This window comes from Luteibacter sp. (assembly GCF_051958795.1).
Lineage (GTDB): Bacteria > Pseudomonadota > Gammaproteobacteria > Xanthomonadales > Rhodanobacteraceae > Luteibacter.
This window is the reverse complement of the sequence record NZ_JBQCFT010000213.1, coordinates 1-7,696: the sequence shown is the minus strand read 5'-3', so window position 1 is coordinate 7,696 and position 7,696 is coordinate 1. Positions and strand designations below refer to the sequence as shown.

Annotated in this window: 6 protein-coding genes; 1 reads left to right on the top strand and 5 read right to left on the bottom strand. The window is 66.0% G+C overall.

Features of this window, described 5'->3' with window-relative positions; all coding sequences use genetic code 11:
- The 4 genes from ACTHLF_RS10765 to ACTHLF_RS10750 all read right to left on the bottom strand — a co-directional run.
- Positions 1-581 (bottom strand): TetR/AcrR family transcriptional regulator (locus tag ACTHLF_RS10765; protein ID WP_440327304.1); only part of this gene is annotated, 581 nt, incomplete at its 3' end.
- 90 nt (positions 582-671) lie between these two features.
- Positions 672-1,973: a c-type cytochrome gene (locus ACTHLF_RS10760; RefSeq protein WP_440327302.1), complete on the bottom strand. Its 1,302-nt coding sequence runs from the start codon at positions 1,971-1,973 to the stop codon at positions 672-674.
- Positions 1,970-4,207 (bottom strand): molybdopterin cofactor-binding domain-containing protein, encoded by a 2,238-nt coding sequence (locus tag ACTHLF_RS10755; protein ID WP_440327300.1) that lies wholly within the window; start codon positions 4,205-4,207, stop codon positions 1,970-1,972. Before ACTHLF_RS10755 ends, ACTHLF_RS10760 begins: the two co-directional genes overlap by 4 nt.
- Positions 4,204-4,698: a (2Fe-2S)-binding protein gene (locus ACTHLF_RS10750; protein WP_440327298.1), complete on the bottom strand. Its 495-nt coding sequence runs from the start codon at positions 4,696-4,698 to the stop codon at positions 4,204-4,206. The genes ACTHLF_RS10755 and ACTHLF_RS10750 overlap by 4 nt, the downstream gene beginning before the upstream one ends.
- 328 nt (positions 4,699-5,026) lie before the next feature.
- On the opposite strand from ACTHLF_RS10750, the gene ACTHLF_RS10745 reads away from it, so the two are divergent.
- Positions 5,027-6,451, top strand: a complete 1,425-nt coding sequence (locus ACTHLF_RS10745; RefSeq protein WP_440327297.1) for a glycoside hydrolase family 19 protein — start codon at positions 5,027-5,029, stop codon at positions 6,449-6,451.
- A gap of 112 nt (positions 6,452-6,563) precedes the next feature.
- Here ACTHLF_RS10745 and ACTHLF_RS10740 read toward each other — a convergent pair whose 3' ends face one another.
- On the bottom strand, positions 6,564-7,550 hold the full coding sequence (locus ACTHLF_RS10740) for a glycoside hydrolase family 43 protein (protein WP_440327295.1): 987 nt from the start codon (positions 7,548-7,550) through the stop codon (positions 6,564-6,566).
- Positions 7,551-7,696 lie beyond the last annotated feature (146 nt).

The window sequence follows — 7,696 nt, the reverse complement described above, 5'->3', positions numbered from 1 at the left end:
CCGGCTTCGATCAGCGACAGGGCCGACTGGCGCCCCACCGTCAGCAGTTCGTTCGACATCCCCTCGTCCGCGACGGCGCGGGACAAGGCGAGCGAACCCACCATCGACGACAGCACCGCGGTCGCCAGGAGGCGGCGGCGCTTGCCGCGCACGCCGTCCGGGAGCGTGGAGGCGATCATCTCCAGCATGTCGCCAACGCCATCGGTGAAGACCGCGCGGGTTTCTTCCGGGCGCCGCGCGAGTTCGCTGGCCAGCGACGCTGCGACGCAGCCGCTGGCGGGATTATCGCGGTGTTCCGTGGAGAGATACCCGTTGACCAGCGCGCGGTAACGCTCGCCGCGCGACGAAGCGACCTTGTCGGCCATGCGCTGCGTGGCACTGGCGACACCGGTGGCCACGCATTCGCGCACCAGGTCTTCCTTCGACGGGAAGTGGTTGTAAAAACCGCCCTGCGTAAGCCCCACGTCGCCCATCAGGCTGACGACGCCTACCGCATCGATGCCATCGGCCCGGAACCGTTCCGAAGCCGCTTCCACAATCCGTTGCCGTGTCAGCTCCTTGTGACCCTTGTCGTACCGCATGCCCGTTGCCCGTTCATGAGTGCTTGCCCCACCCTGCGGACATTGTAGCTAATCCTTGCGTATTGAAATAACGAGACCAATGGCAGGGTGTCAAAGGGCACGCCGACGTGCCACGTCCTCCGCGGTCACCTCACCCTGTTTGCCTCCAAAGTGGCCTATCACGTAGTTCGCGAGCGCCGCCACCTCGGCATCGCTGTAGGCGTGGCCGAACGCGGGCATGTAAACGTCGCGTTCGCCGATGCGCATGTTCACGCCCTGCAGGATCGCCTGGGTGACGTTGGCACCGCCGGGATCATTGACGCCACGCGTGCCAGCGAGGCTGGCATAGGGTGTCTGCTGGCCCGCACCGTTCCACTGGTGGCAACTCGCACAGGCACCCTCGAAAAGCCGGGAGCCCATGGCACCGGCCTGCTTGTCCCCGCCGGGGGCGGCGTCGCTCGAGGCCAGCATGGCCTGCGGCTTCGGATCCACCACGACCGGGTCCTTGCCTTCACGTGCGGGCACGGTCCGCAGCCAGCCGACCAGGGCCGCCGTATCTTCCGGGGTGAGGTACTGCAGGCTGTGCGCCACCGCCTCGCCCATCGGCCCTGAGGCCGACGCGTGCCCATCGGCATGTCCGGTGCGCAGGTACTGCGCCAGCGCCTCATCCGACCAGTGCCCAACGCCGTGCACGCCATCGGAGGTGATGTTGTAGGCACGCCAGCCATTGACCACCTCGCCGGCGAGCGCATCGCCGTGCTTCAGGCCGAAGCCGAAATTGCGCGGCGTGTGGCACTCACTGCAATGGCCCAGCGCACCGGCGAGATACGCACCCGCGTTCCATGCCGGGGGCCGTGCCGGGTCTGGCTCGAAGCGGTGACTGCGGAAGAACGCGGCGTTCCAGAACGCCATGGCCCAGCGCTGGTTGTACGGAAAGCCGAGGTCGTTGGGCCGGTTCTCCTGGCGCACCTTCGGCTGGGTGAATAGCCATGCCTTGATCGCAAGGACATCGGCCCGGCTGAGTTCGGTGTACGAGGTGTACGGGAACGCGGGGTAGAGGTGCTTGCCGTCGTTGCGGATGCCTTCGCGCACCGCGCGGACGAACTGGTCATCGGTCCAGTTGCCGATACCGGTTTCCGGGTCGGCCGTGATGTTCGATGAGTAGATCGTGCCGAACGGCAGCTTGAACGCGAGGCCGCCTGCAAAGGGCTTCCCGCCCTCGGGTACGGTATGGCAGGCGACGCAATCGGCGGCCCGCGCAAGATAAGCGCCCCGGGCCACAGGGTCCGCATTCGGCGGCGCGCCCGCGATCAGCGGCGCGGTGCCATCGGAGGTATCGGGTCGGGTAAGCGCGAAGAACGCGACGACACCCGCGACGATGAGGATGAGGAGGACGATCGCGATGCGCCTCATGACGCCACCTCCTTAAGCGCGTCGGGCTGCGCCAGCGACGTGTAGGCAACAGGAAGCTGGTGCAGGCGGATACCTGTCGCGGCGAAGATCGCATTCGCCAGCGCCGGCGCCGTGATGGCGGTGCCGACCTCACCGATGCCACCTGGCGCTTCGTCGCTCTGCACCTGGTGGACCTCGACCTGCGGCGTCTCGTTGATGCGCAGGTTGCGATAGTCGTGGAAGTTGCTTTGCTGGATCGCGCCATGCTCCAGCGTGATCCCGCTGTACAACGCGGCACTCAGGCCGAACAGCACGCCCCCTTCGATCTGCGCCTTCACCGAGCTGGGATTAATCGTGATGCCGTTGTCGATCGCCGCGACTGCCCGCCGCAGCTTGACGACGCCTTGCGGCGTCACCTCCACTTCCATCGCAAGACACACATGACTGCCGAACGGCGAACCTACGGCGATGCCGCGGCCGCAACGCGCAGGGAGCGGGCTACCCCAGCCGATCTTCGCAGCGGCAAGCTCGAGCACGCCGAGTGGGCGTGAGCCGGGGGCCATGAGCGAGCGCCGGTAAGCCAGCGGATCCTTGCCCGCAGCGTGCGCGAGTTCATCGACGAAACTCTCGACGACCCAAAGGTTGTGGGTCGGGCCGACGCCACGCCACCAGCCGACCACCAGGCCCGGCGGCATCTCGTGGCGGACCCATTCAACGAGCACGTGATCCATCACATATGGCAGGTCGGCGGCGGATTCGATGGCATCACTGTCCATGCCATCCTTACCCATCGCACCCGGCAACCAGCGGCCCAGCACGGTGCCGCTGGTAATGCGGTGATGCCATGCGGTCGGCTTTCCGTCGTCCCCCAGCGTCGCGGAAATCCGGTCGAAGTACAGGGGGCGGACCCGGTCATGCCGGATGTCTTCTTCGCGGCTCCAGATCACCTTCAACGGATAACCCACCTGCTTCGCGAAAGCCACGGCCTGCTCGGCCTGGTCCGTTTCCAGGCGACGACCGAAGCCACCGCCAAGGTAATAGCCGTGCAAGGTGACAGCATCGGCTGGAATGCCGCAGATGCGCGCAGCCTCGGCGACCACGCGCGTCGGCACCTGCGAGCCGGTCCAGATCTCACACTTGCCCGGCGTGACATGGACGGTCGCGTTGAGGGGCTCCATGGGCGCGTGCGCCAGCATGGGCGTGACGTATTCGGATTCGATGCGCTTGCCGCCCGCGGGTGCGTCCCCTTTGGGCTTACGCCCGACGATCGCGTTGCCGTTCGCCGAGCTGTGCTTCAGCGCATCGATAAGGCCCTGCGTATCCAGGTTCGCGTTGACACCCGGCTTCCACGTGATATCCAGTGCGTCGAGACCCCGGGACGCGATCCAGTAGTTCTCACCGACCACGGCCACGGCGTTATCGAGCTTGATCACATCGATGACGCCGGGTAGCGCCCGGGCCGCCTTCTCGTCCACGGCGCCCAGCGTGCCGGCCAGTTCCGGGCTGGTGCGCACCGCGGCGAATTTCATTCCCGGCACCTGCGCATCGATGCCGAACTGCGTGGTCCCGTTAACCTTGTCCGGTGAATCGACGCGACGCAGTGGCTTTCCGATCAGCGTGAAGTCCTTGCGCTCCTTGAGTGTCACGCTGGCCGGTTGTGGCAGCTTGCCGGCCGCATTGGCCACCGCGCCAAAGCCCAGCGTACGGCCGGACGGTGCATGGGTGATGACACCGCGCGCCACGCTGCACGTAGCGGGTTCCACATGCCATTGCGCCGCTGCCGCGCCCACCAGCATTTCGCGCGCGACCGCGCCAGCTTCGCGCAGCACCTGCCACTGTCCACGCGTGCTGGTCGAGCCGCCGGTGATCTGCCCGCCGCCGAGCAAGGCCTGGCCATACAACGCATCGTTGGGCGGGCTGTGCTCGATCGCCACCTGGTCGAGGCCGACGCCGAGCTCTTCGGCCAGCATCATCGCGATGCCCGTGTAGATGGCCTGGCCCATCTCCACGGTGGGCATCACCAGGCGTACCTTGCCGTCGGCGTCCACCCGGATGAAGGCGTTGGGGACGAAGGGCGGGTTGCCATCCGCGGTGGCCACGGCCGCATCGGCATCCTGGCGCCGCGCGTTCATGGTGGCGACCGCCGGGCCCATGCCCGCGGTCCAGAGGAAAGCCACGGCGAGCCCGCTGCCGGCCGCTTTCAGGGCTGCACGGCGGCCGGGGTCGATGCCGTCATGATCGGCGCGCGCGTTCATGCGGCGCTCCCGTCAACGATCACCTGCAGGCCGGCGGGCGTGCCCGTCGCGGCCTGGTGGATCGCTTCGCGAATGCGCACGTAGGTGCCGCAGCGGCAGATGTTCCCCGACATGGCGGCGTCGATATCGGCATCGCTGGGGCTGGGTGTGCGCGCCAGCAAGGCGGCGGCGGACATGATCTGGCCGGACTGGCAGTAGCCGCACTGCACGACGTCCAGGGCCAGCCAGGCTTGCTGGACCTTGCTGCCCTCGGCGGTCGCGCCGATGCCTTCGATCGTCGTGACCGCGCGGTCGCCGACTGCCGCGACAGGCAACTGGCACGACCGCACCGGCTTGCCATCGAGGTGCACGGTACACGCGCCGCACTGCGCGATGCCGCAACCGAACTTCGTCCCGGTCAGGCCGACGACGTCGCGCAGGACCCACAGCAAGGGCATCTCCGGCGGTACATCGACCTGCCGGTCTTCCCCGTTTACACGAAGCACGATCATGCGTGGCTCCTCCTGGCTACCGGGCTCTGCGCCGCGGCGTTCGCTGGGATATGTGTCGGATTGAGCTTACGCCCAAACGGGGGCGCCGTTGCACCCTCTGCGCGGCGCGCACCGATACCGCCCCAGCCCATCGTTTCGCATGCTTGCACATGCCGATTGGAGTTCCTTGCGACACGTTCCTACAAGGATTCCGTCGGCTTCTGCAGATCCATCAGATCACCCTTCAGGCGGCACCGCGCTTTAGGAGTTCACCTGATAGCCGGTCCGTGATTGCCCCGCTACGTTTTCGCCGTGCCACGCGCACATCCCCGATACGCAAGGAGGCTCCATGAAACGCACGATCCACACGGCCGTCTTTCCGGCCATCACCCTGCTGGCACTCGCCGTCGCGCCTGCCGCAAAAGCCCTCGATTACAACCCCGCCCACGCCTACCCCGCCGGCTGCGTGGTCAGCTGGAAGCAGGCCGTCTTCAAGGCCAAGTGGTGGACGGGGCCCGGTCATACGCCCGACGAGGTGGCTTCGGCCCTTAATCCGTGGGACACCTCCTGGGAGCGGGTACCCGATGACACGCCGACCGGTTGCCAGGGCGAGCAACCCATTCCGCCCGATCCGGGTAGCGGTGACCCGGGCGAACCTCGTGAGGTACTGCTCAGCAAGCTCCTGGCCGACGAAGCCGCGCTGGCTTCGGCGTTTCCCATGATGGATCCGGTTCGCGAGTCCATCCGCACGCTCGATAACGCTTCGGTCGAGGCTGTGCAGCCTGGCCGCGATCTGAACCCCAACAACGTGCGTCTGGTGGAGAGCATCGTCGACGCGGCGAAGTTCGATTACCTGTTTCCGCTCCGGGCTCCCGAATACAGCTATGAGGGATTTCTGAAAGCCGTCGCAAAATTCCCGGCCGTGTGTGGCGGGTCGACGTCAGCCGCCGTCGCCGAGGCGGTGTGCCGCAAGACGCTTGCCACCATGTTCGCCCACTTCGCGCAGGAGACCGGCGCCCACGAGAGCTGGCGCCCCGAACCCGAGTACCGGCAGGGCCTGTTCTACGTGCGCGAGATGGGCATGACCGAAGAGTCCAACGCCTACAACGGCGAATGCGACCATGCGAGCTGGTCGACCGAGGCCTGGCCGTGCGGCAAGTGGGCCGATGGCCGGTTCAAGAGCTATTTCGGCCGCGGCGCGAAGCAGCTTTCCTACCACTTCAACTACGGGCCGTTCTCGGATGCGATGTACGGCGACGTGAAGGTGCTGCTCGATGCACCGGAGCGCGTGGCGGATACCTGGCTGAACCTGGGCAGCGCCACGTTCTTCTATGTCTACCCGCAGCCGCCCAAGCCCTCGATGCTGCACATCATCGACGGCACCTGGCAGCCGAACGCGGCCGACATCGCGGATGGCCGCGTGCCGGGATTCGGTGCGACGACCATGGTGATCAACGGCGGCGTCGAATGCGGTGGAACGGGGCCGGAGCACGCGGCATCGGCCAACCGCATCAGCTATTACCGCGGCTTCGCCGCGACGCTGGGCGTGCCGGTCGATGAAAGCGAGAAGCTCGGCTGCCGGAACATGAAGGAGTTCACCGAGGCCAGCGCCGCGGCGCTTCCCATCTACTGGGAGAACAACTGGACCAGCGATCCGGGATGCAAGCTGGTGAACTACCAGACCGCGTTCTCGGCGTTGAAGGCAGGTGATTACGTGCAGTGCGTACGCAAGGCATTCCCGGATGTGAGCATCATCGACGACCTGGATAGCTGACCGATCCGTAGGAGCTCACCCTGTGAGCGACGCCTTTCGCGGTGAAGCCACAGGACCTGTAGCCGCATCGCGAAAGATGTCGCCCACAGGGTGGGCTCCTACGAGGCAGGGATCAGCGCAGGGTTTTCGGCGTCACGCCCTCAAACGTCATCTTCACCGGCAGGATCTTCCCGTCCTTGTCGAATTCCATCTTGTCGATGCAGGTTTCGCGGTCGTTGCCGTTGGTGTCGCCGAGCGGGTGGCGGTGGTAGACGATGTACCAGCTGTCGTCCTTCGCCACGTGGAACACCGAGTTGTGGCCGGCGCCGGTGCCGATCTTCGGGTCGGTCTTCAGGATGGTGCCGATGCGCTTGAACGGGCCCATCGGCGAATCGCCGATGGCGTAGGCCACCGAGTAATCCGGGCCGGTCCAGCCGCCCTCCGACCACATGAAGTAGTACTTGCCGTTGCGCTTGAACATCAGCGGGCCTTCGACGTACTTCTCCGGGGTGATTTCCTTGTACACGGTGCCGTCGGCCATGGGCTCGACGCCGGTGAAGTCCGGCTTCAGCTTCACGATGTTCGCGTGCTTCCAGCCACCGTAGATCATGTACCAGGTGCCGTCCTCGTCATGGAACGCAAACTGGTCGATGGGCTGGGCGCCGTTGTGGAAGGCACCGATCAGCGGCTTGCCCAGCAGGTCCTTGAACGGGCCATCCGGCTTGTCCGCCACGGCAACGCCGATGCCGCCGAGTTCCTTGTCGCTCTGGATATCGTTGGCGGCGAAGAAGAAATAATACTTGTCGTTGTTCTTCACGACGGAAGGCGCCCACAGCGCCTTTTTCGCCCAGGGGATGTCGCCGATCGCGAGCACGTTGGCGTGCTTGGTCCAGTGCACCAGGTCGGGCGAGGAGAACGCATCGAAGCCCGTCTGCTTCGCGTAGGCGAGCGAGGTGGTCGGGTAGATCCAGTAGGTATCGTCGAGGATCGCGGCTTCCGGGTCGGCGTACCAGCCCGGGAAAACCGGGTTGCCCGAGTGGCCGGGCGGCGGCGCCGCGAATGCCGCGGTGGAGGCCAGCGCGCCGAACAGCGCGAACCCAAGAGCCTTGCGAATCCCCATCCCCATCTCCCCGCTTATTTGTACGACAAACCCCGATCCTAACCCGACGCGGAGACAGGATGGAACCTTGTGGGTGCGCGCTTGCGCGCAAACGCGCTCCCACAATGGGCTTCGTCAGTTCAAGCAGGCAGGAATCGCAATCCGGG

Bases quoted from the DNA above. Each gene is read 5' to 3' on its own strand.
- ACTHLF_RS10740 (WP_440327295.1), bottom strand. From the start codon at position 7,550: ATGGGGATTCGCAAGGCTCTTGGGTTCGCGCTGTTCGGCGCGCTGGCC.
- ACTHLF_RS10755 (WP_440327300.1), bottom strand. From the start codon at position 4,207: ATGAACGCGCGCGCCGATCATGACGGCATCGACCCCGGCCGCCGTGCA.
- ACTHLF_RS10760 (WP_440327302.1), bottom strand. From the start codon at position 1,973: ATGAGGCGCATCGCGATCGTCCTCCTCATCCTCATCGTCGCGGGTGTC.
- ACTHLF_RS10750 (WP_440327298.1), bottom strand. From the start codon at position 4,698: ATGATCGTGCTTCGTGTAAACGGGGAAGACCGGCAGGTCGATGTACCG.
- ACTHLF_RS10745 (WP_440327297.1), top strand. From the start codon at position 5,027: ATGAAACGCACGATCCACACGGCCGTCTTTCCGGCCATCACCCTGCTG.